This window comes from Pseudomonas sp. Teo4 (assembly GCF_034387475.1).
Lineage (GTDB): Bacteria > Pseudomonadota > Gammaproteobacteria > Pseudomonadales > Pseudomonadaceae > Aquipseudomonas.
Genome location: NZ_JAXCIL010000002.1, coordinates 1,437,599 through 1,459,618 on the forward strand (window position 1 = coordinate 1,437,599; position 22,020 = coordinate 1,459,618).

18 protein-coding genes, 1 tRNA gene and 7 pseudogenes are annotated in these 22,020 nt (G+C 60.9%); 14 read left to right on the forward strand and 12 right to left on the reverse strand.

Translation table 11 applies throughout. The features are described from left to right. Nucleotides 1-130: 130 nt before the first annotated feature. A complete protein-coding gene (locus PspTeo4_RS22885; RefSeq protein ID WP_322366122.1) occupies nucleotides 131-574 on the reverse strand; it encodes a hypothetical protein in 444 nt (147 codons plus the stop codon). Between the two features lie 53 nt (nucleotides 575-627). Then, on the reverse strand, nucleotides 628-1,509 hold the full coding sequence (gene ppk2 / locus PspTeo4_RS22890; protein WP_322366921.1) for a polyphosphate kinase 2: 882 nt from the start codon (nucleotides 1,507-1,509) through the stop codon (nucleotides 628-630). A gap of 333 nt (nucleotides 1,510-1,842) precedes the next feature. Between ppk2 and PspTeo4_RS22895 the strand changes: the two genes are divergently transcribed. Beyond that, the gene (locus tag PspTeo4_RS22895) at nucleotides 1,843-2,148 is read left to right on the forward strand and encodes an addiction module antidote protein (protein ID WP_322366123.1); all 306 of its coding nucleotides are present in this window, start codon (nucleotides 1,843-1,845) and stop codon (nucleotides 2,146-2,148) included. 133 nt (nucleotides 2,149-2,281) lie between these two features. On the opposite strand, the gene PspTeo4_RS22900 is transcribed toward PspTeo4_RS22895, so the two are convergent. From PspTeo4_RS22900 to PspTeo4_RS22915, 4 genes are all read right to left on the reverse strand, one after another. Further along, nucleotides 2,282-2,357, reverse strand: a tRNA-Phe gene (locus PspTeo4_RS22900). 90 nt (nucleotides 2,358-2,447) lie between these two features. Continuing rightward, nucleotides 2,448-2,720, reverse strand: a complete 273-nt coding sequence (locus tag PspTeo4_RS22905) for an oxidative damage protection protein (protein WP_322366124.1) — start codon at nucleotides 2,718-2,720, stop codon at nucleotides 2,448-2,450. After that, complete coding sequence (gene mutY / locus PspTeo4_RS22910; RefSeq protein WP_322366125.1) at nucleotides 2,717-3,784, reverse strand: A/G-specific adenine glycosylase; 1,068 nt, start codon at nucleotides 3,782-3,784, stop codon at nucleotides 2,717-2,719. Before mutY ends, PspTeo4_RS22905 begins: the two co-directional genes overlap by 4 nt. Beyond that, nucleotides 3,781-6,018, reverse strand: coding sequence for an AsmA family protein (locus PspTeo4_RS22915; RefSeq protein WP_322366126.1), 2,238 nt, complete (start codon nucleotides 6,016-6,018; stop codon nucleotides 3,781-3,783). Before PspTeo4_RS22915 ends, mutY begins: the two co-directional genes overlap by 4 nt. Nucleotides 6,019-6,419: 401 nt before the next feature. Between PspTeo4_RS22915 and PspTeo4_RS22920 the strand changes: the two are divergent. The 6 genes and pseudogenes from PspTeo4_RS22920 (at nucleotide 6,420) to hisF (ending at nucleotide 11,343) form a co-directional block, all read left to right on the forward strand. Then, a pseudogene (locus tag PspTeo4_RS22920) lies at nucleotides 6,420-8,077 on the forward strand (OFA family MFS transporter). A 232-nt stretch (nucleotides 8,078-8,309) separates the two neighbouring features. After that, nucleotides 8,310-8,901 (forward strand): annotated as a pseudogene (gene hisB, locus PspTeo4_RS22925) (imidazoleglycerol-phosphate dehydratase HisB). Next, nucleotides 8,902-9,540, forward strand: coding sequence for an imidazole glycerol phosphate synthase subunit HisH (hisH, locus tag PspTeo4_RS22930; RefSeq protein ID WP_322366127.1), 639 nt, complete (start codon nucleotides 8,902-8,904; stop codon nucleotides 9,538-9,540). After that, complete coding sequence (locus PspTeo4_RS22935; protein WP_322366128.1) at nucleotides 9,541-9,798, forward strand: DUF2164 domain-containing protein; 258 nt, start codon at nucleotides 9,541-9,543, stop codon at nucleotides 9,796-9,798. A gap of 27 nt (nucleotides 9,799-9,825) precedes the next feature. Next, nucleotides 9,826-10,562 (forward strand): annotated as a pseudogene (gene hisA, locus PspTeo4_RS22940) (1-(5-phosphoribosyl)-5-[(5-phosphoribosylamino)methylideneamino]imidazole-4-carboxamide isomerase). A gap of 10 nt (nucleotides 10,563-10,572) precedes the next feature. After that, nucleotides 10,573-11,343, forward strand: a complete 771-nt coding sequence (gene hisF / locus PspTeo4_RS22945) for an imidazole glycerol phosphate synthase subunit HisF (protein WP_011536177.1) — start codon at nucleotides 10,573-10,575, stop codon at nucleotides 11,341-11,343. A gap of 137 nt (nucleotides 11,344-11,480) precedes the next feature. On the opposite strand, the gene choV is transcribed toward hisF, so the two are convergent. From choV to PspTeo4_RS22960, 3 genes and pseudogenes are all read right to left on the reverse strand, one after another. Then, nucleotides 11,481-12,659, reverse strand: coding sequence for a choline ABC transporter ATP-binding protein (gene choV, locus PspTeo4_RS22950; RefSeq protein ID WP_322366129.1), 1,179 nt, complete (start codon nucleotides 12,657-12,659; stop codon nucleotides 11,481-11,483). Beyond that, nucleotides 12,656-13,503: pseudogene (choW, locus tag PspTeo4_RS22955) on the reverse strand (choline ABC transporter permease subunit). The gene choV and the pseudogene choW overlap by 4 nt, the downstream one beginning before the upstream one ends. Before the next feature lie 80 nt (nucleotides 13,504-13,583). After that, a pseudogene (locus PspTeo4_RS22960) lies at nucleotides 13,584-14,530 on the reverse strand (choline ABC transporter substrate-binding protein). A 439-nt stretch (nucleotides 14,531-14,969) separates the two neighbouring features. On the opposite strand from PspTeo4_RS22960, the pseudogene PspTeo4_RS22965 reads away from it, so the two are divergent. Together PspTeo4_RS22965 and PspTeo4_RS22970 are read left to right on the forward strand one after the other, a co-directional pair. After that, a pseudogene (locus tag PspTeo4_RS22965) lies at nucleotides 14,970-16,345 on the forward strand (L-serine ammonia-lyase). Nucleotides 16,346-16,737: 392 nt separating this feature from the next. Continuing rightward, a complete protein-coding gene (locus PspTeo4_RS22970; RefSeq protein ID WP_322366131.1) occupies nucleotides 16,738-17,844 on the forward strand; it encodes a GlxA family transcriptional regulator in 1,107 nt (368 codons plus the stop codon). 114 nt (nucleotides 17,845-17,958) lie between these two features. Here the strand turns inward: PspTeo4_RS22970 and PspTeo4_RS22975 are convergent, their stop codons facing one another. After that, nucleotides 17,959-18,216, reverse strand: a complete 258-nt coding sequence (locus PspTeo4_RS22975) for a hypothetical protein (RefSeq protein WP_322366132.1) — start codon at nucleotides 18,214-18,216, stop codon at nucleotides 17,959-17,961. Between the two features lie 344 nt (nucleotides 18,217-18,560). Here PspTeo4_RS22975 and PspTeo4_RS22980 point away from each other — a divergent pair, with 344 nt between their 5' ends. The 5 genes from PspTeo4_RS22980 to PspTeo4_RS22995 are packed head-to-tail and all read left to right on the forward strand — an operon-like array spanning nucleotide 18,561 to nucleotide 20,458. Then, complete coding sequence (locus PspTeo4_RS22980; protein WP_322366133.1) at nucleotides 18,561-18,764, forward strand: hypothetical protein; 204 nt, start codon at nucleotides 18,561-18,563, stop codon at nucleotides 18,762-18,764. Then, the gene (locus PspTeo4_RS22985; RefSeq protein WP_322366134.1) at nucleotides 18,752-19,033 is read left to right on the forward strand and encodes a hypothetical protein; all 282 of its coding nucleotides are present in this window, start codon (nucleotides 18,752-18,754) and stop codon (nucleotides 19,031-19,033) included. Before PspTeo4_RS22980 ends, PspTeo4_RS22985 begins: the two co-directional genes overlap by 13 nt. Before the next feature lie 2 nt (nucleotides 19,034-19,035). Then, a complete protein-coding gene (locus PspTeo4_RS22990; RefSeq protein ID WP_322366135.1) occupies nucleotides 19,036-19,458 on the forward strand; it encodes a hypothetical protein in 423 nt (140 codons plus the stop codon). Further along, entirely contained in the window at nucleotides 19,419-19,679 is a 261-nt protein-coding gene (locus PspTeo4_RS30060) for a M12 family metallo-peptidase (RefSeq protein ID WP_416196971.1), read from the forward strand. Before PspTeo4_RS22990 ends, PspTeo4_RS30060 begins: the two co-directional genes overlap by 40 nt. 41 nt (nucleotides 19,680-19,720) lie before the next feature. Next, a complete protein-coding gene (locus tag PspTeo4_RS22995) occupies nucleotides 19,721-20,458 on the forward strand; it encodes a hypothetical protein (RefSeq protein WP_322366136.1) in 738 nt (245 codons plus the stop codon). A 107-nt stretch (nucleotides 20,459-20,565) separates the two neighbouring features. Here the strand turns inward: PspTeo4_RS22995 and PspTeo4_RS23000 are convergent, their stop codons facing one another. Together PspTeo4_RS23000 and PspTeo4_RS23005 are read right to left on the reverse strand one after the other, a co-directional pair. After that, entirely contained in the window at nucleotides 20,566-21,036 is a 471-nt protein-coding gene (locus PspTeo4_RS23000; protein ID WP_322366137.1) for a thioesterase family protein, read from the reverse strand. 10 nt (nucleotides 21,037-21,046) lie between these two features. Then, a pseudogene (locus tag PspTeo4_RS23005) lies at nucleotides 21,047-22,009 on the reverse strand (L-carnitine dehydrogenase). Between the last annotated feature and the right edge of the window lie 11 nt (nucleotides 22,010-22,020).

Genomic DNA, 22,020 nt, shown 5'->3' on the forward strand with positions numbered 1-22,020 from the left:
GCACCAGAGCGTTCGCGCGCAAATCTCACAGGCATAACTGGCCCGAAACAAACGTAGGAGCGAGCCTTGCTCGCGATGCGCCGCGCGGGCGGCGCGCGATCTACGCACCACCACAGCGCTACAACCGAACTCAGCCAAACTGCTTCTGCTGTTGCTGCTGCTTGGCCACCAGCTCGGAAGCGGCGATATAAGCCTCTTGGAACTCATCGCTCTCCAGCCAGGCCATGGTGGTGTCTTCGTCGGCGCCGTCGAGCCAGGTGCGGTAGGCGTTGAATACCAGCACGATGTAGTCGGTGGCGTGTTCTTCCTTGTGGCCCTTGAGTACCAGCGCCAGCAGCGGGTCGACCAGGAACACCGAGATCATCGAGACCAGGCTGGTTTCCTGGGCGGTCTTCATTTTCGCGAACAGCTCTTTGTAGCTGTCCGACTCCATGGCCTTGTTGAACACCTGCTCGATGCTGGCGCTGTCGCCTGCGCTGGCCTTGACCGCCTGGCCGCTGCGCACCATGCGGTTCTGCTTGGCCTTGCTGGCGGCGCGTTTGGCGCGTTTCTGTTGCTTGGTATTGGAGGCCATGGGGCGAATCCTTAGGGGTGTCCGGAAAATGCGCGTATTGAAACGCAAGCCCCCTAGGGATTCAACTGAGCCGGTTCATCCTCTTCAAAGCCCCGCGAAGCCCTGCCGACCAGCAACGGGTCCGGTGCATGGGCAACGCTATGGCCCTTGCCGGGGTAATCCAGTGAATGCAGGAAGTGCCGGATGCAGTTGATGCGTGCGCGTTTCTTGTCGTCGGACTTGATTACCGTCCACGGCGCATCGGCGGTGTCGGTGTGGAAGAACATTGCCTCTTTGGCGGCGGTGTAGTCCTCCCACTTGTCCAGCGACTTGATGTCGATCGGCGACAGCTTCCAGTGCTTGAGCGGGTCGTCGCGGCGTGAAATGAAGCGGCGCAGTTGCTCTTCGCGGTTCACCGAGAACCAGTACTTGAACAGCAGGATGCCGCTGTTGCACAGCATGCGCTCAAGGTCGGGCGCCTGGCGCATGAACTCCAGGTATTGCAGCGGCGTGCAGAAGTCCATGACCTTCTCGACCCCGGCGCGGTTGTACCAGGAGCGGTCGAAGAAGACCATTTCGCCTGCTGTGGGCAGGTGCTGGATGTAGCGCTGGAAGTACCACTGGCCCTGTTCCTGTTCGGAAGGCTTCTCCAGCGCGACGATGCGCGCACCCCGCGGGTTCAGGTGCTCCATGAAGCGCTTGATGGTGCCACCCTTGCCCGCCGCGTCACGGCCTTCGAACAGAATCACCACGCGTTGGCCGGTTTCCTTGACCCAGCTTTGTACCTTCAGCAGCTCGATCTGCAGCGCGTGCTTGGCCTTTTCGTAGTCCTGGCGACGCAGGCGGGTGCGGTACGGGTAGCTGGCCGGCAGGCGTGCCGACGTGCTGTCTTCATTGCTGCCTTTGGGGGCGGTGGCCACTTCCAGGGCGGCGGGTTGCTGGCTGACGCGGGTAATGCTGGGTTCAGGCTTTCGCTGGCGTGGCCGGCGGGGCGGGGAGCCGGCTTGATGCTGGGGGTGGCGTCGCTGGGGGCGGGAAGGAGGAGGGTGGATTCTTCGCTCATGGAGGTCCTTGAGAGGTAGGGGGCGGATGTCCACTTCGGATTGTGAGTTTGGGTGGCAGGGAAGTTGTTGATTGTGGTCAATGTGGGTGGGTGGGGGATTCGGCCTAGCTTCTACAAATAGTTTGAAACATGCCCAGATTGATGTGGTGTGAACTGTGGTTTACATTTTCCCATGCACACACTCCGATCAGCTCTCAAGCTGGCACGCGAGCTGTAGGAGGCCGCCATGACTGATATCAATCTGACCAAATGGGATGCCGCAGACCACCTCAAGACCGAGGAAGACATGGCTTTGTACCTTGAGGCCTGCCTTGAAGAAAACGATCCGGTGTTGCTTGCCGCTGCGTTGGGCGATATCGCGCGTGCCCGTGGCATGGCACAACTGGCACGTGACACGGGGCTGACGCGCGAGGGGCTGTACAAGGCGTTGTCGGCGGAGGGTAACCCCAGCCTCGCAACCATCATGAAGGTGATGGCAGCGCTAGGGTTGAGGCTGCATGCCGAGGTGGTGTCCCCTCGATCTGCTGGTTAGAGCAAAAGGGGCGGGCGGCAGGCGTAGATAGCTGTCATCCCAAAACCAAAAAACACAGACAACAAAAAACCCGCACTAGGCGGGTTTCTTGTTGTCGCTTCGGGTAACTTTGCAACCACCAGAAGCTTGAAGGTGGTGCCCAGAGACGGAGTCGAACCGCCGACACGAGGATTTTCAATCCTCTGCTCTACCGACTGAGCTATCTGGGCGACGAGGTGAATTAAATAGATTTCCAGACCGTCCGTCAACGACTTTTTGAAAAAATTTTAAATTAATTCCGTCGCTTACGTTTTCTAGGGTCATTCGGCCGGTGGAACGTAGCCATCCGCCTGGGCGTAATCTTCGCCGGCGAAAAACTTGTCCATCTCGCCTTGGAGGTACTTGCGGTCCTCGCCGTTCATCATGTTCAGGCGCTTTTCGTTGATCAGCATGGTCTGGTGTTTCTGCCAGTCGGCCCAGGCTTTCTGCGAGATGTGTTCGAAGATGTCCTGGCCCTTGGCGCCTGGGTAGGGCGGGCGGTCCAGGCCTGGCAGTTCTTCTTTGTATTTGCGGCACATCACGGTGCGGGTCATCGGGCTTCTCCTGCAATCAGTTCGTCGGCCGCGCGTTTGAGCAGCTTCTTGACCGGGGCGGCGAGGCCCAGGCGCGGCGGGGTGGCGAGGTTATACCAGAGCCAGTCGGCCTCGGCCACGTGCTGGCCCACCGGGTCGACGCGTACCAGCCACGGCTCGATGGCCAGCTGGAAGTGGCTGAAGGTGTGAGTCAGGCCTTCTAGCGCGCGGCTGTCGGCCAGGCGCAGGCCATGCTGATAGGCCAGGTCGTCAAGCTGCTCGATGTCGTCCAGTTCGGGCAGGCTCCACAGCCCACCCCACAGGCCGCTGGAAGGGCGTCGGTACAGCAGAATGGCGCCTTCGTGGTTGGCCAGCAGCGGCATCAGCGTGCGGCGTTGGGGCAGCGTCTTGCGCGGCTTGGGTTCGGGGTAACGGGTTTCCTGGCCGTGCAGGTGGGCTTCGCAGCCACGTTGCAACGGGCAGATCAGGCAGCTGGGCTTGCTGCGGGTGCACAGCGTGGCGCCCATGTCCATCATGGCCTGGGTGTAGTGGTTGGCGCGGTGTTGCGGGGTAAAGCGCTCCGCCGTGGCCCACAGTTGGTTGGCCACCTTCGGCTCGCCTGGGTAGCCGGCCTGGGCGGTGTAGCGGGCCAGCACGCGCTTGACGTTGCCATCAAGGATTGGTGCGCGGATGCCCATGCTTATACTGGCGATGGCGCCAGCGGTGGAGCGGCCGATGCCGGGCAGCTCGGTAAGCTGCTCGACACTGCGCGGGAACTCGCCGCCGTACTGCTCGACGACCATTTTCGCGGCTTTCTGCAAATTGCGCGCACGGGTGTAGTAGCCAAGGCCCGTCCACAGGTGCAGCACTTCGTCCTCCGGCGCCGCAGCCAGCGCCTGCACGGTCGGCAGGGCCTGCATGAAGCGGTCGAAGTAGTTGAGCACGGTGCTCACCTGGGTCTGCTGCAGCATGATTTCCGACACCCACACCCGATACGGGGTGATGCCCTGTTGCCAGGGCAGGTCATGCCGGCCGTGCTGGTCGTACCAATCCAGTACGGCGCTGGAGAACTGCTCGGGGCTCATCGCTTGAACAGCCCCTTGAGCGCGTCTTTGAGTTCTGGGCTCACTTTGTCTCCGAGTTTTTCGTCAATCTTGTCTTTGAGGCGGTTACCGGCCAGCTTGGCGGCAACCTTGCCCATGCCGTCCTGGTCCAGGCGGCAGGCTTTGGCGCCCAGCTCCAGTGGGCCACGGCAACGCAGCGGCACTTCAACGCCCACGTAGCGTTCGTTGACCTGGCAGGCTGGGTCCGGCATGGCGCGCTGGTCACCTTCGACAACTACGCCAACGTTGTAGTCCATGCCCAGCACGCGCAGGTCAAGGTCGCCCTGGCCGTTGACGGTCAGGCCGGGAATACGGGCCTTGAGGTCTGGGTTGCTGGCCACGCCATTGCGTATTACCAGGCTGCCGCGCAGCTCTTCGAACGGTGTGTCCTTGCCGCGTGGTTCGCCACTGAGCGTCTTGCGGTTCAGGGTGGCGATGGCCTGGCAGAGTTGCTGTTCGAGGTTGGCATTGACCAGCACGCCGTCGTTGATGGCGAAGTTGGCGTTGCCGTTGAGGGTATCGATCAGCGCTTTCTGGCTGTTGCCGGTGGCGGTCAGGTCGCTGGAGAGGGTGAGCAGGCCTTTGACCGGTGGCGTCTGTTCCTTGCCTTCAGCTTTGATGAAGTGCTCGACCGGTACCCGGTTGATCTTGGTGTTGATGCCGATCTGCGGCACGGCGGGGCGCACGTCGACGGTGCCTTTGACTTCGAAGTTGCCGTCGTACAGGCCGCCGTGCAGGGTCTGCAGGGTGACCAGGCCGCCTTGGCCATTGGCAATGAGCTGGGCGTCGCTGATGGGCAGCTTGTCCAGGGTCAGCGAGCCGAACGCCAGGTTGGCTTGCAGGTCGAGGGCGCGCAGGCGGTCCACGGGCAGTAGTTTGTCGCTGCTCCAGGCGACCTGGGTCGGGGCGTTGGGCAGCGGCGTGCTACCGGCACCAGCCACGGCGCTGGCTTCCTGCTGTTTGACTTCGGCCTGGCGGGCAGCGGTGGCGCCCTTGGCTTCTTCGCTCTTGGCCGGCAAATAGCGGTCGGCGTCGAAGGTGTCGCCTTTGAGCTGCAGGCGGATGGCCTGCTTGGCGAAGTCTTCGATGGCCACTCGGCCACTGAAGCTGCTGTCGTCAAGCTTCACTGCCAGGTCTTCCAGGGCCAGGCTGTTGGTCGTGCCCTGCAGGCGGCTGACCATTTCCAGCTTGGTAAAAGCAGCCGGGTCGTTGGTGGCTGGCAGCGGGTGGCCGATGCCGTCGAGGAAGGTGCGCAGGTCGAACTGGGCGATGGACAAGCCGCCGCTAAGCTGTGGTGCTTTATCCAGGTCGCGCAGGTTCAGCTCGCCGAGGGCACGCAGCTGGTTGGCCGAAACCTTGAGCCCGCTCCACGAGGCGACATTCGCAGCCAGGTCCACCAGCACTTGGCCTTGCGCGGAGAAGGTCATGGTCTTGCCTGCCAAGGGCTCGCCCGACGTCTCGCCGGACAGACGCATGTCCTCGAAGTTGTAACGCTTGAGCTTGCGGTCGAAGCGCAGCTCGCCCGCCAGTTCGGTGCGAGCCTTGATATTCGGCTGGCTGGCGCTGAGGAATGCGCTGGCTTTGAGCGGAATGTTCGCACCTTCATGCACGGGGCCGGTGCTCAACTGGATGCTTTCGGCGCTGAACGCCTGGCCGCTTTTCGCATCGGTGTACTGCACGCGGGCGTTGTTCACAGTCAGGCTGTCGATGTCGAGCTTGATCGTGCGCTCGCTGCTGCCGTCGGTGGATGTCGATGCGGGTTCGGCAGGGGCTTGCGCGGGTGCGTCGGCGGGTGTGCCGGCCTGTGCAGGAAGAGGTTTGCCGATGTCTTCCCAGTTGCCGTGGCCCTGCTCGTCGCGGGCCAGGGTCAGGTTCAGGCCTTCTACGCGGACATCGCTCATTTGCACTTCGCGGCGCAGCAGCGGCAGTACGCGTACCGAAAGGCCCAGCATCTGCAGGTCGGCAAATGGCTGCTTCGGTGCATTGAGCGTGGCGATGCTGGCGTCGTGCAGCTCCAGGCCCAGCCAAGGGAACAGGCTCCAGCCAATGTCGCCATTGAGGGTCAGCTCCACGTGTGCCTTGTCGCGTGCCAGCTGGCGAATCTCGTCTTTGTAGTCGTTGGGATCGAAGAGGTGGGTCAGGGCGAAGCCCAGCGCCACAATGATCAGCAGCAACCCGAGTAGCCCCAGCCCCAGGATTTTGCCGAACGCTTTCATGGGCGAGTCCTTGTAGTCCGATTTTTGAATTCAAGCGGCAGAGTATAGCGCCGCGCGTGTTGTGCCTGCGTATTCGACAAGAGGCACAGGGTATTTCCTACAAATGGATCAGACGTTGCGGTTTTCGACAGTCTTCGACTGTGCAGTTCCATTTGTGGCGCCTGCTTTAGCCCTATCGCCGGTGCAGACGACACAGCAATACCGATTCAGCCGAGCAAAAAATAACGATATCAGATTGCTTTCATGCCACTTGTTGCTGATACCCTTGCGCCGCTTCCTCGGAGCACCGCGACGGATTGTCGCGGGCGTTGCCGCAAATGGCCGGGCTTTGCCTTGTGTGCAGCCAGAAGAGCCGGGCATTCAATCCGCGAGCATCGTCTACCTACAAAAGGATCGAATCCATGAACAGCAGTATCACGGCAGGAGCGGTCGCCAGCGCGCCAGGCTTCCTGTCGAAGGAGCGCATCATCGCCCGCCCGGGCTTCAACCGCTGGCTGGTGCCCCCGGCAGCGCTGGCCATTCACCTGTGCATCGGCATGGCCTACGGCTTCTCGGTGTTCTGGCTGCCGCTGTCCCAGGCCATTGGCATCAGCGCGCCGGTCGCCTGTTCGGCCGACATGGGCTTCATCGCAAAGCTGTTCAGCGCTGAGTGCGATTGGCCGATCTCGATGCTGAGCTGGATCTACACCCTGTTCTTCGTCTTCCTCGGCTGCTCGGCCGCGGTACTCGGTGGTTGGCTGGAGCACGCCGGCCCGCGCAAGGCTGGCTTGGTATCGGCGCTGTGCTGGTGCGGCGGCATGCTGATTTCGGCGATTGGCGTGAAGACCCACCAACTGTGGCTGATGTGGCTGGGCTCCGGCGTTATCGGCGGCATCGGCCTGGGCCTGGGCTATATCTCGCCCGTATCGACCCTGATCAAGTGGTTCCCGGACAAGCGCGGCATGGCAACCGGCATGGCGATCATGGGCTTCGGCGGCGGCGCGATGGTCGGCGCCCCGCTGGCAACGGCGGTTGATGGGCCACTTCGGCAGCGCACAGGAAGTGGGCGTGTGGCAGAGCTTCGTTGCCATGGCGGCCATCTACTTCGTGTTCATGACGGCCGGCGCATTGGCCTACCGCGTGCCGCCAACCGGCTGGAAACCGGAGGGCTGGACCGCGCCGGTGAAGAAGGCCAACGCGATGGTCACCGACCGTCACGTCCACGTCAGCGTTGCCTGGAAAACCCCGCAGTTCGCGTTGATCTGGCTGGTGCTGTGCCTGAACGTTTCGGCGGGTATCGGCATTCTCGGCATGGCCTCGCCACTGCTGCAGGAAGTCTTTGCCGGCAAGCTGCTGGGGAACCAGCTGAGCTTCAGCGAACTGAACGCCCAGCAACTGGCGCAGATTGCTGCCATTGCCGCAGGCTTCACCGGTTTGCTGAGCCTGTTCAACATCGGCGGGCGGTTCTTCTGGGCTTCGTTCTCTGACTACATTGGCCGCAAGAACACCTACTTTGCCTTCTTCGCCCTGGGCGTTGGTCTCTATAGCCTGGTGCCGAACATGGGCCATCTGGGCAACGTGGCGCTGTTCGTGGCGGCGTTCTGCATCATCCTGTCGATGTACGGCGGTGGTTTCGCCACGGTGCCAGCGTACCTGGCCGACCTGTTCGGTACACAGATGGTAGGCGCCATCCATGGTCGCTTGCTGACCGCCTGGGCTGCTGCAGGCGTGCTGGGGCCGGTGTTGATCACCTATCTGCGCGAGTATCAGCTGGCGGCGGGCGTCGAGCGTGCGGCGGCTTATGACATGACCCTGTACATCCTTGCCGGCCTGCTGGTGCTGGGTTTCATCTGCAACCTGCTGGTGCGCCCGGTGGCAGAGAAGCACTTCATGACCGACGCCGAGCTTGCCGCCGAGCGTGCGTTGAGCCATGACAAAGGCGCCGATGGCGCGCGTTCGCTGGAATGGCACGCGGCGCCGGGAGCCTGCCGCTGGTGCTGCTGGCCTGGGCCGTGGTGGTGATTCCGCTGGCCTGGGGGTATGGATTACCCTGCAGAAGACGGCTGTTCTGTTCCACTGAGGTGCTTTACAGCTGGCTGATGGGTTGACTGTGCTAGCCCTATCGCCGGCAAGCCAGCTCCCACAGGCACCTTCACAGCTCTTGAGTTTTGTGGGGTCTTTGTGGGAGCCGGCTTGCCGGCGACGGCTGCAAAGCAGCCCCTTGCAATGCCATATGTCATCCGCGTTTCAAGCTGGCGCGTCTTGGGCCTATAATGGAACCCTTTTCGCCCAATGATTTTGCGGAGCTGGTGATGGTCGAACGTAAGGCTTCCGTCGAGCGCAATACCCTGAAACCCAGGTCAAGTGCTCGATCAACCTCGATGGCAGTGGCAAGGCCCGATTTGATATCGGCGTGCCTTTCCTTGAACACATGCTCGACCAGATCGCCCGACACGGGCTGATCGATCTGGATATCGAGTGCAAGGGTGACCTGCATATCGACGATCACCATACCGTCGAAGACGTCGGCATCACCCTGGGCCAGGCGTTCGCCCGGCCATCGGTGACAAGAAGGGTATCTTCCGCTACGGCCACGCTTACGTGCCGCTGGACGAAGCCCTGTCGCGCGTGGTCATCGACTTCTCGGGCCGCCCAGGCCTGCAGATGCATGTGCCGTACACCCGCGCCACCGTTGGCGGCTTCGATGTCGACCTGTTCCAGGAGTTCTTCCAGGGCTTCGTCAACCACGCCCTGGTGAGCCTGCACATCGACAACCTGCGTGGCCACAACACCCACCACCAGATCGAAACCGTGTTCAAGGCCTTCGGTCGCGCCCTGCGCATGGCCATTACGCTGGACGAGCGCATGGCCGGGCAGATGCCTTCCACCAAGGGATGCCTGTAAATGCAGACGGTAGCCGTAATCGACTATGGCATGGGCAACCTGCACTCGGTGGCCAAGGCGCTCGAGCACGTCGGCGCTGGCAAGGTGCTGGTCACCAGCGATGCCGCGGTCATTCGTGAGGCCGACCGCGTGGTGTTCCCGGGCGTGGGCGCGATTCGCGACTGCATGGCTGAAATCCGCCGCCTGGGCTTCGACAGCCTGGTACGTGAAGTCAGCCAGGATCGCCCGTTCCTCGGTATCTGCGTCGGCATGCAAGCACTGCTCGACCACAGCGAGGAAAACGACGGCGTCGACTGCATTGGCCTGTTCCCTGGCCAGGTGCGCTTCTTCGGCAAAGACCTTAAAGAAGAAGGCGAGCACCTGAAGGTGCCGCACATGGGCTGGAACGAAGTCAGCCAGACCATCGACCACCCGCTGTGGCATGACATTCCCGACCGCGCACGCTTCTACTTCGTGCACAGCTACTACATCAACGCCGGCAAGCCAGGCCAGGTGGTCGGTCGCGGCCACTATGGCGTCGACTTCGCCGCCGCGCTGGCAGACGGTTCGCGCTTTGCCGTGCAGTTCCACCCGGAGAAGAGCCACACCCATGGCCTGCAGCTGCTGCAGAACTTCGTGGCCTGGGACGGGCGCTGGTAAATGAGCAGGTCGAAGACCAAGGCCCCGGTCATCACCCTGGCCCCGAGCAAGAGCGAGGCGCTCGACACCTTGAAGCGCTTCCTCGAAGACCGCTTCGAGTTGCAGCTGGGGTCGTTCGAGGTGGCTGAGGTCCTCGACGTGTTCAGCAAAGAAATTGCACCCCATTACTACAACAGGGCGATTGCCGATGTTCAGCTGCACCTCAAGGAGCGGTTCGAGAGCATCGAAAGCGACCTGTGGGCGCTCGAGAAGCCCTGAACTCCACCGAATAGACAGGTTTCCAAGATGCTGATTATCCCCGCTATCGATCTCAAGGACGGTGCCTGCGTACGTCTGCGCCAGGGCCGTATGGAAGACTCCACGGTATTTTCCGACGACCCGGTGAGCATGGCCGCCAAGTGGGTCGAGGGTGGCTGCCGTCGCCTGCACCTGGTTGACCTGAACGGCGCCTTCGAAGGCCAGCCGGTCAACGGTGAAGTGGTCACTGCCATCGCCAAGCGTTACCCGAACCTGCCGATCCAGATCGGCGGTGGCATCCGCTCGCTGGAAACCATCGAGCACTACGTCAAGGCTGGCGTCAGCTACGTGATCATCGGCACCAAGGCGGTCAAGCAGCCTGAGTTCGTCGCCGAAGCCTGCAAGGCGTTCCCGGCAAGGTCATCGTCGGCCTGGACGCCAAGGACGGCTTCGTCGCCACCGACGGTTGGGCTGAAGTGAGCTCGGTGCAGGTCATCGACCTGGCCAAGCGTTTCGAGGCCGATGGCGTCTCGGCGATCGTCTACACCGACATCGCCAAGGACGGCATGATGCAAGGCTGCAACGTGCCTTTCACCAAGGCCCTGGCCGAAGCCACTTCGATTCCGGTAATCGCTTCGGGCGGCATCCACAACCTGGGTGACATCAAGGCCCTGCTGGATGCCAAGGCCCCTGGCATCATCGGCGCCATCACTGGCCGCGCCATCTACGAAGGCACCCTCGATGTCGCCGAGGCCCAGGCCTTCTGCGACAACTACCAAGGCTGAGGACTGAACCATGGCACTGGCCAAGCGCATCATCCCTTGCCTGGACGTGGACAACGGCCGGGTGGTCAAGGGCGTCAAGTTCGAGAACATTCGTGATGCCGGCGACCCGGTGGAAATCGCCCGTCGCTACAACGAGCAAGGCGCTGACGAGATCACTTTCCTCGACATCACCGCCAGCGTCGATGGCCGTGACACCACCCTGCATACCGTCGAGCGCATGGCCAGCCAGGTGTTCATCCCGCTGACCGTGGGCGGTGGCGTGCGCACCGTGCAGGACATCCGCAACCTGCTCAACGCCGGTGCCGACAAGGTCTCGATCAACACCGCCGCGGTTTTCAACCCGGAGTTCGTCGGTGAAGCTGCTGACCGTTTCGGTTCGCAGTGCATCGTTGTCGCTATCGACGCGAAGAAGGTTTCCGGCCCGGGCGAAGCGCCGCGTTGGGAGATCTTCACCCACGGTGGCCGCAAGCCGACCGGCCTGGACGCCGTCGAGTGGGCGAAAAAGATGGAAGGCCTGGGTGCTGGCGAAATCCTGCTGACCAGCATGGACCAGGACGGCATGAAGAACGGCTTCGACCTGGGTGTTACCCGGGCCATCAGCGATGCGCTGGGGATTCCGGTGATCGCTTCGGGTGGTGTGGGTAACCTGCAGCACCTGGCTGACGGCATTCTGGAAGGGCATGCCAGCGCGGTATTGGCGGCCAGCATCTTCCACTTTGGTGAGTACACGGTGCCTGAGGCCAAGGCCTACATGGCTTCGCGCGGGATTGTGGTTCGCTGAAAAAATGATTGGGGCTGCTTTGCAGGCCATCGCAGGCTTCGCCAGCTCCCACAGGTACAGCGCTGATTTTTGGGTCTGTGCTATCACTGTGGGAGCTGGCGAAGCCTGCGATGGGCCGCATAGCGGCCCCAATTGCATTATCCGTGGGTCTTGCCCAGCAACGCGTGATACAACTCGGTATCCCCGAGAATCCCCACCACCTTGTCGTTATCCTGCAGCACCAGCTTGTTGCCGGTCTGATAACGAATCCGCAGCGCCTCGCGCATGCCGATATCGGCGTGCACCACGGTCGGCCTGCGTTCCAGCAGCTCCACATCCTGCCCCGGTGCCCAATTCTGCATGTCCAGACCGGTCTGGCCCTGACGTGCGCGCTTGAGCGAGCCGCCTTCGCCAAGGTCCAGCCATGAATCGATACCTGGGTCCAGGCACACCGAGCCGTTCACCCGCTTGCAGTTGTCCAGGCTGCGCATCAGGCTGCGACCGCACAGCACATTGAGCGGGTTGGTGTGGGCAACGAAGGTACGCACGTACTCATCCGCTGGGTTGAGGACGATTTCCTCGGGCTTGCTGTACTGGATGATCCGGCCGTCTTTCATGATGGCGATGCGGCTACCCAGTTTCAGTGCTTCGTCCAGGTCGTGGCTGACGAACACGATGGTCTTGCTCAGTTTGCTCTGCAGCGCCAGCAGTTCGTCCTGCAGGCCCTGGCGGATCAGTGGGTCGAGTGCGGAGAAGGGTTCGTCCATCAGCAGGATGTCGGCATCCATGGCCAGTGCTCGGGCTAGGCCCACGCGTTGCTGCATGCCGCCCGAGAGCTCATCCGGCTTCTTGTTGCGCCACTGGGTCAGGCCCACCAGCTCAAGCTTTTCGTCCACCAGCTTGCGCCGTTCCTTCTCCGGACGGCCCTGCATTTCAAGGCCAAAGCTGATGTTCTCGCGCACCGTCAGCCAGGGCATCAGGGCGAACTTCTGGAACACCATGGCGATGCGCTTGGTGCGCATCATCTTCAGCTCGGCCGGAGTGCAGTGGGCAATGTCGATATGTTTGCCTTCGTGCTCGACGAACAGTTTGCCGCGGCTCACGGTGTTCAGGCCGTTGATGCAGCGCAGCAGGCTCGATTTGCCCGAGCCCGACAGGCCCATGAGCACGCAGATCTCGCCCTTCTTGATATCCAGGTTGGCCTTTTCCACGCCAACCACAAGGCCGGTCTGCTTGAGGATCTGCTCGCGGGTCTTGCCCTGGTCGAGCAGCGACAACGCTTCGCGCGGCTTGTTGGAGAAGATGACGTCGACGTCTTCGAATCGAATGATGCTCATGCTTCACCCCTTACCGGCAGCTCCGGTTGCTTGCAGATACGGTCGAGCATGATCGCCAGCAGCACGATCGCCAGGCCCGCTTCGAAGCCCAGGGAAATATCAGCGGTGTTCAGTGCGTTGACCACAGGTTTGCCCAGGCCATCGGCACCCACCAGTGCCGCGATCACCACCATCGACAGCGACAGCATGATGCACTGGGTCACACCGGCGGCGATGCTTGGCATGGCATGGGGCAGTTCGATGCGGGTCAGCAGTTGGCGACGCGAGCAGCCGAACGCCTTGCCGGCGTCCATCAGCTCTTGCGGTACGTCGCAAATGCCGAGGTAGGTGAGGCGGATAGGGGCGGCAATGGCGAACACTACCGTCGAAATCAGCCCCGGTACCACGCCCAGCCCGAACAGGGTCAGGGTCGGGATCAGGTAAACGAAGGTAGGCACGGTCTGCATCAGGTCGAGGACCGGGCGCATGGCGGTGTAGAACATCGGCTTGTGCGCCGCGAGGATGCCCAGCGGCACACCGATGACCACGCAGACCACTGTGGCGAATGTCACCTGCGCCAGGGTTTCCATGGTTTCCTGCCAGTAACCCAGGTTGAGGATCAACAGGAACGACAGGGCGACGAAAACGGTCAGCGCCCATTTGCGCTGGATCAGATGAGCCAGGGCGGCGAACAGGGCGACGAGAACGAAGGGGTTGAACCAGGTCAGGGCACTGGTGACCCCATGGATCATGAACTCCAGGCCTTGGGCGATGGCGTCGAAATAATTGGCGCCGTTCTGGGTCAACCACTCAACGAATGAGGCGATGTACTGCCCCAGGGTATTTTCTGATCGATAAGCATGATAGCGAGCTTCCACCTGCAAAGATTGAAATCAGTCCGGGGCGGGCACGGTCCGCCCCGCGGTGTTGCCATAGCGTCTTGCGTTATTGCGTCAGTTTGGCCTTGGCCGCCTCAAGGCCGGGTTTGCCATCCACGGTGGTAACGCCGGCCAGCCAGTTGTCCAGCTTGCCAGGGTTGGCCTTGAGCCACTTCTTGGCGGCGTCCTCGGTTTCATCTTGTCGTCCAGGACATAGCCCATCATGGTGCTTTCATCCTTGAGCTCGAACGACAGGTTCTTGAGCAGTTGCCCGACGTTGCTGCATTCCTGTGCATAGCCCTTGCGGGTGTTGGTAAGCACGGTGGCCTTGCCGAAATCAGGGCCGAAGAACTCGTCCCCACCGGTCAGGTACTGCATCTTGAAGCGGGTGTTCATCGGGTGGGGTTCCCAACCGAGGAACACGATCGATTCGCCGCGCTTCTGTGCCCGGTCCACCTGCGACAGCATGCCGGCCTCGCTGGACTGCACGATCTTGAAACCGGCGTCTTTCAGGCCGAAGGCGTTCTTGTCGATCATGCTCTGGATGGTGCGGTTACCGTCGTTGCCAGGCTCGATGCCGTAGATCTTGCCGTCCAGTTCCTTCTTGAACTTGGGAATGTCGCTGAAATCCTTCAGACCCTTGTCATACAGCGCCTGGGGCACGGCCAGGGTGTACTTGGCGTTCTCCAGGTTGGCCCGCACCGTCTCTACAGTGCCGGCGTCGCGGTACTGCTTGATGTCGTTCTCCATGGTCGGCATCCAGTTGCCGAGAAACACATCCAGGTCCTTGCCGGTGGCCAGCGACTTGTAGGTCACCGGTACCGAAATCATGGTGGTGTGGGTTTTGTAACCCAGCGCTTCGAGCACAACGCTGGTGGTTGCGGTGGTGACGGTGATGTCGGTCCAGCCGACGTCCGAGAAGCGTACCGTCTGGCACTGCTCGGGTTCGGCGGCCTGGGCCAGCAACGGTGCGGACAGCAACGCGACCAGCAACAGCGAGGGTGAACCTTTCATGGATGGACTCCTGTGATTTTATCTTCGGGTTCGCGGGGTCTCCGGGCTTTCTCAGGGTCCGGTAGACCAGGCCTGCAGAGGGCAGGTTGCGAGGCCGTGCAAAACGAGTCGCCTGATAATCCTCCAGCGTCGGGTAATCGCCTACTGGTGGGGTCGTAACCAGTACGGAACGGGTCGCATCCAGTATCGGCGACGTCGTTTATGGATTTCTCCACCCCACCGGCCGCGTTTTTGCGTCACAAGGCCGCTTGAAAACGGCGTGCCGACGGCTAAATCGGCAGCGGCGCTGCTGGGCAAAAGTACGTCGGTTGCAGACGGCGAGGGGAGGCATAAAAGCCCGATGATGCGTGCATTCGTGGCGGCTCGCAGCTTCAGCCTAGCAGTTGCCCCGCCCTGCGCATGGCGCGCAGAGACAAGCCCAGCAAGAGGTGAATCGACAATGGCCATCAGCGTGTTCGACCTGTTCAAGATTGGTGTCGGGCCTTCCAGCTCCCACACCGTTGGCCCCATGCGTGCCGGTGCCCTGTTCGTACAAGGGCTGCGCCAGCGCGGCGAGCTGGAACAGGTGAAACGGATCGAAGTGCGGCTGTATGGCTCGCTGTCGGCCACCGGTGTCGGCCACGGCACCGACAACGCCACCATCATGGGCCTGATGGGCGAATGGCCTGACGCCATCGACCCCACCCAGATCGTCCCGCGCATTGCCGACCTGCGCGAAACCAACACCCTGCAGCTGGACAGCCGCCTGCCCATCGAATTCGTCTGGGCCCGCGACATGCTGCTGCTGGACGAGAACCTGCCGTACCACCCCAACGCCATGACCTTGATCGCCGAAGGCGAGCAGGGTGAGCTGCACCGCGACACCTATTACTCGGTGGGCGGTGGCTTCGTGGTGGATGCCGCACAGGCCGCCAGCGGTGTGCTGGACGCCGACCAGACGGTGCTGCCGTACGATTTCAACAGCGCTGCCGAGCTGCTGCGTCTGTGCAAACAAAACGACATGAGCGTGTCGCAATTGATGATGGCCAACGAGAAGGTCTGGCGCAGCGAGGAGGAAATCCGCGCGGGCCTGTACAAGCTCTGGGAAGCCATGCAGGAATGCGTCAACAACGGTCTGAAATATGAAGGCACGCTGCCCGGCGGGCTCAACGTGCGCCGCCGCGCCGCCAAGCTGCACCGCAGCCTGCAGGAGATCGGCAAGCCCAACGTGATCGGCTCGACCATGAGCGCCATGGAGTGGGTCAACCTGTTCGCCCTGGCGGTCAACGAAGAGAACGCCGCTGGCGGGCGCATGGTCACCGCACCCACCAACGGCGCGGCAGGCATCATCCCGGCGGTATTGCACTACTACATGCGCTTCAGCGATGCAGTGGATGAGTCCAACGTGGTCGACTTCTTCCTCGGCGCTGCAGCCGTAGGCATCCTGTGCAAGAAGAACGCTTCGATCTCCGGTGCCGAAGTCGGTTGCCAGGGCGAAGTGGGTTCGGCGTGCGCCATGGCAGCCGCCGGCCTGGCCGAAGTGCTGGGCGCCACGCCACCACAAGTGGAGAACGCCGCCGAAATCGCCCTGGAGCACAACCTCGGCCTCACCTGCGACCCCGTGGGCGGCCTGGTGCAGGTGCGTGCATCGAGCGCAACGCCATTGCTGCGGTGAAGGCGATCAATGCCGTGCAGATGGCCCTGCGCGGCGACGGCGAACACTTCATTTCCCTCGACCAGGTGATCCGCACCATGCGTGACACCGGTGCCGACATGCACGACAAGTACAAGGAAACTTCGCGCGGTGGCCTTGCGGTCAGTGCCATCGAATGCTGATGCGCTGATTTCGAACTATCGTGAGCACTGCGCCCCGTTTTGGGGCGTAGTTTTTGGAAGTACCGGCTGTCGGCTGTCGCACTCAGTGTGGGTATTGTCGGTGACACTCAAATGTGTCGCTTCTGGGCAACCTACCCAACCGTGCTACCGTTTTGCTCAGCAGTTACACGCAAAGGCGCTGGCACGCCTGTTTGCGTTTTTTCACAAGCTCACACGAAGCGCCTGATTTGCCGAAAGAAGACGTCGTTTTTGGTTTTTTTGGATGCGCGTTCAATTTCCGGCACGCCGTTTGCGTTGAGTTTGGCAAAGCCCCTGCATGACGAATGGGGGCATTAACAAGAAATCAGTGCTCGCCTGAGGCACACCCTGCATTTGTGTGAGGAGAAATCGCGATGACGTCGTACACCTCCGGGAACCCAACCCAGAACCGCACAGCCCCACAGTCCATCGGTTTTCTCCTGCTGGACAATTTCACCCTGATTTCCCTGGCATCGGCTGTCGAGCCGCTGCGCATGGCCAACCAGCTCTCCGGTCGCGAGCTGTATCGCTGGCACACACTGACGGTCGATGGCGGCCAGGTGTGGGCCAGTGACGGCTTGCAGATCACCCCGGATGCGGCCATCAGCAACGCACCGCCCATGGACACCGTGATCGTCTGCGGTGGCGTTGGCATCCAGCGTTCGGTGACCCGCGAGCATGTCACTTGGCTGCAGGCCCAGGCCCGCCAGTCGCGCAGGCTTGGCGCAGTGTGTACCGGCAGCTGGGCGCTGGCCTGTGCTGGCCTGCTCGACGGCTTCGATTGCAGCGTGCACTGGGAATGTCTGGCGGCCATGCAGGAAGCTTTCCCGCGCGTGAATATGAGCACGCGCCTGTTCACCCTCGACCGTAACCGCTTCACCAGCTCTGGCGGTACCGCACCGCTGGACATGATGCTGCACCTGATCAGCCGCGATCACGGTCGCGAACTGTCTGCAGCGATTTCCGAGATGTTCGTCTACGAGCGCATCCGCAACGAGCAGGATCACCAGCGCGTGCCGCTCAAGCACATGCTGGGCACCAACCAGCCGAAGTTGCAGGAAATCGTCGCGTTGATGGAAGCCAACCTGGAAGAGCCGATCGACCTGGACGAGTTGGCGGTCTATGTGTCGGTGTCGCGACGTCAGCTCGAGCGTTTGTTCCAGAAGTACCTGCACTGCTCACCGTCGCGCTATTACCTCAAGCTGCGGCTGATTCGTGCGCGGCAGCTGCTCAAGCAGACGCCGATGTCGATCATCGAAGTGGCGTCGGTGTGCGGTTTCGTTTCCACGCCGCACTTCTCCAAGTGCTACCGCGAGTACTTCGGTATTCCGCCGCGTGACGAGCGCGTCGGTTCCAATACCGCTCAACAGGTGGCGATGATGCCGATTCCGCAGGCCATGACCCTGTCGCCACACAGCGGGCCGATGGCGGCGCTGAGCCAGGCGCGTAATGAGTCGACCTTTGCCAGTGTGAGGCTCTGATACCACGCTTTTCGCGGGTGAACCCGCTCCCACAGGTCCACCACCGTCATTGAGGCAGGTGGTGGACCTGTGGGAGCGGGTTTACCCGCGAAAAGGTCAGTGAATTTAGAAGGCTCAAGCCCGCTTGTTGAAGCTGGCCAACGCCGGCAACAGTTGCTTGTCGATGGCCTGGCGCACCGCCGGCAGGATCGTCGCGCTGCCGGTGTACATCTGTTCGACCATGCCTTTCAGTGCCCGGGCGTTGGGCTCGGTCAAACCGCGTACCACCGCCTCGCAAGCCTGTTCGGCTGTGGCCCCGGCGGGGATGTCGAACCCGCGCGCGCGCAGGTGGCCTGCCAGGTCGTCCTGATCAATCAAATCCGCATGCATCATGGTTGTAGTCCTTGTTTGCTGCTGTGATCGTCAACCGATTCTGTGACGAGCAGCGCAAGGCGGCAAGGACAGAATGTCGCAATGGCTGCTTTGGCTAAGAACAGGTCGTTCCCGGCTAAATCCCCGAGTCGGGAAGTCAGCACACTGGTCTCATTCACGGTACCAGAGGGTTTGGTCACCCTCGCTCACACACAGTGGATGTTGCTCGCTCTTGGCCCCGGACGCTCACGGCTTTCCGGGGTTATTTTTTCCTCGGTAGCCGTGCTTTCCCTAGAAGTTCTGCGAGTTGGCGTACATGACGCCAGCTGATTAATTCGTCTCCTGTTTTCCACAGGAGCTAATTCATGAAACGTATTCTTTCTTTGTCTTTGTTGGGCGCGACGATGCTGATGTCCTCATGGTGCTACTCATCTTCGCAAGATGCGGAAGGTGCCGAGCAGCTGTTTTCGATCGCGTCTAAACGCAGTTTGCCGTCAGAGGCCACTAAAGGCTATTTGCAAAACTTGGTCGAAGCCCCGCCAGCCAAGACGTCTTGTTGGTCGATGTGAAGCCAGAGCTGATACACAAAGATACCCAGGAGCTGGCAGTAACATTGCCCAACGGCAAGACGGCCCGCTTTGAGGTGAGGACCTACAATGAACTTCCCGAGGGTATGGAAGGCTGGGTGGGTTATCGGCCGTCTTCAGATGAGCTTGGGATCGACCCGTTGACTTACCTTTCGATTATCCGTCAGGGCGAAAAATTGGTCGCGGACATCGTCGTTGAAGGGCAACCCTACCAACTGGAGTATCTGGGGCGAACACACATGCCCTTGTGACGGTGGACGAATCCAAGATCCCGCCGGAGGGTGACACTGTGCAAGGCAGAGAGATCGCCAAGTCGGTGGTGACACAAGCAGGTAGTGCTCAGACGGCTCACAGTGTCATTCGCATACTGTTCGTCACAACCAAACAGTCAAGGGCGAATTATTCTTACCCTGAGTTGATTGTGTCGCTTGGGTTGCAAAGCGTGAACGAGGTGATGAAAAACAGCAGGATCAACATTACCGTTGAGTCGGCCGGGATTTACCATGCGAATTATGACGAGTCGGGGAAAAATTATTCCCAGTTGCTGGAGGATCTGGCTAAGAATATGAAGGATGTTGCCCAAGCCAGGGAAGGCCTGCTTGCAGACTTGGTGTCCATGATAGTCATCAATAAGGAATGGCGTGGATTGGCCTATTTAGCCCCTCCAAGAGACTAGCGTACAGTGTGATTACCAATATTCCGAGTTTGGCCCATGAAATCGGGCACAATTTTGGTATGCACCACGATTTTGGGAACGACAAAATGAAAGAGGCAGGAAAGCTTCTTACATTCATGGCTATCAGCATACAAGAAAACCCCTGTTTCGCACTCAGATGTCTTATGACTGCCCGGATAATAGCTGCCCCAGAATTCCATATTTCTCTAACCCTCGTGTGACACATAACTTTATTCCAGTGGGTACCGTCAAGGACCACGACGTGGCACGGGCGATAGAGGAACGGCGTAGCATCGTGGAGAATTTTTATTCATCCCCGGCCGCTGCGGCCAAGGTTCAGCTATTCGAAGGTGCAAATTTCAAGGGCAACATGTGCGAGCTGTACATCGAGAAAGGTAAGACAGTTATTGTCAAGGACAGCCTCTGCCGTGAAGTGACGACCTCGCGCTCAGTGAAAGTAGTGAACTTTGAACGCGGTAACCAGTTTTGCCTGAGCAACACTGACCATTCACGGCAACGCTGCGTTTCTGGCGATTACAAGGGAAATTTCGAAATTGCCAATTTTGATCTCGGAAGCCCATTGCCAAGTGGCCTGAAACGCAGTGCCAAAGGCTACCCGATGAACGGCTCAGTTACTGAGATGAGCTACAAAAAAACCGACGAGACTTTTGTGCGACTTTATGGCGGGGATAACTACACCTCTTTGCTGTGCACGGTGACAGTCGGGCAGGGGAGCGCCAAGACCCCCAATACCGAAAGGCAATGCCCCTCGAATGTCGGTAGAGCGCGGTCAGCACAAGTCATTGGTTTTGACGGAAGCAAATTGTGTTTCGTAAACGCGGACGCAACCCGCAAACATTGCTATACCGGTGATTACCGGGGCGATTTCGGTATCGCAAATTTCGACCAGTACCCGTTGGTACTTCCTAATGGGCTCAAGGCGACAAGAGGCGGCTACATGAACGGCAATGTCCGTCTTATCTCGAAGGGTGTGGAATGATACCGTTGTTCCATTTCAAACGCCGTGGCGCGGACGATTGAGAACGCGTGGATAATCTACAAACGCATCAGGCCAAGTCAGGATAATGACTGGCCTGATGCGTTTTTTCAGCGCGCGATCTTAATCACGCGGCTAACACAGGCTGACAACGGTAGCGTGCCCTGGGCGTCCAGTAGCTGTTGCAGCCGGGCAGTGGTCAACACGCCAAATGCCGTGGACTTCGGCCCCGCCAGGTCCACATGCAAGAGCATCTGTTCACTGGCTGCCAATGCTTCGTCAAACCCTGCGCGGTGAAGGCTGTGGTACAGGTGCAGGCGCTTGTGGTCGAAGCCGATGATGTGTGTCTGCACCCACACTTCGGTGCCCAGCTTCACCTCATGCAGGTAGTTGATATGCGCTTCCAGGGTGAACAACGAATGCCCACTCTGCCCACGTGCGTCGGCATCCAGGCCGATGCGCTCCATCAGCGAATCGGTGGCGTAGCTGAAGATCAGCAGGTAGTAGGCATCGCGCAGGTGGCCGTTGTAGTCGACCCAGTCCTCCTGGACAGGGGTGCGGTAGGTGATCAATGCGGGCATTACGTTGTCCTCAATCGCTGAAAGCCATGCCGTGCCGGGTTTTGCTGCTCTTCACCGCATCCAGTACGGCCAGCAGGGTGTCATCACGATAGCGCTCCAGCGCGGCGATGCTGCGCTCGCCCAACTGCTCGGAGGTCCGTCGACCACGTCGTCGATCAGCTTGTCGGTCAGCTCTGGTGCGGGCAGGTAGGTCCAGGGCAGTTTCAGCGCCGGTCCGAACTGGGACATGAAGTGGCGCATGCCGGCATCGCCGCCCGCCAGGGTGTAGGTCAGGAACGTGCCCATGAACGACCAGCGCAGGCCTGCGCCGAAGCGAATCGCGTCGTCGATCTCGCCTGTTGTGGCCACACCGTCGTTGACCAGGTGCAGGGCCTCGCGCCACAGCGCTTCGAGCAGGCGGTCGGCGATGAAGCCGGGCACTTCCTTGCGCACATGCGGCGGGCGCATGCCCAGCGCGGTGTAGATGGTTCTTGCAGCCTCGATGGCTTCTGGCGCAGTGCGGTTGCCGCCCACGATCTCGACCAGCGGCAGCAGGTACACCGGGTTGAAGGGGTGGCCCACCACGCAACGCTCTGGGTGGGTGGCCGACTCGTAGAACTCGCTGGGCAGCAGCCCCGAGGTGCTGGAGCCGATGATGGCGTCCGGTTTGGCTGCGGCGCTGATCTTGGCATGCAGTTCGAGCTTCAGGTCGAGGCGTTCTGGGGCGCTTTCCTGGATGAAGTCGGCGTCGCGAACGCACTCTTCGATGGTCGCGACAAACTTCAGACGTTCCTGCGAAGCGCCAGGCGCCAGGCCTTGTTTTCAAGTGCCGGCCAGGCATTGGCGATGCGCTTGCGCAGGGCCTGCTCGGCGCCGGGGCCGGGTCCCAGGCGATGACATCCAGGCCGTGGGCGAGGGCACGGGCGACCCAGCCGCTGCCGATCACGCCGCTACCGAGGGCGGCGAAGGTCTTGATTTCGGTGATGAAGGGCATGTCGATCTCCT